General features: G+C 50.7%; 1 protein-coding gene. It reads right to left on the bottom strand.

Annotated features, from left to right (window positions below; translation table 11 throughout):
* The coding region (locus A3712_RS23220; RefSeq protein WP_157618870.1) for an ATP-binding cassette domain-containing protein at positions 1–292 on the bottom strand (292 nt) is incomplete at both ends.

Raw genomic sequence — 292 nt, 5'->3', positions numbered from 1 at the left:
ATGACTCGGTCTACAACATCTAACATCGAGGTTTTATGAGTGATAAGGATCAGCGTTTCGCTTGGTAACAGTTGGCTAAGCTGGTGCTTGATGTGCATTTCTGAACGGTTATCCATTGCACTGGTTGGCTCATCCATTAGTAGCACCGGAGGACGGCCTAAGAAAGCCCTAGCAATCGCAATCGACTGACGTTGACCACCAGAAAGCAAACCACCGCCTTCACCCACTTGACGTTCTAGGCCAGCAGGATCTTGCTGAGTAAACGCTGTCACACCGGCGCGGTTCGCTGCAT

Source organism: Vibrio sp. HI00D65 (assembly GCF_001635455.1).
Taxonomy (GTDB): domain Bacteria; phylum Pseudomonadota; class Gammaproteobacteria; order Enterobacterales; family Vibrionaceae; genus Vibrio.
The sequence above is the reverse complement of the archived record's forward strand: the minus strand, read 5'-3'. Positions and strand labels throughout refer to the sequence as shown.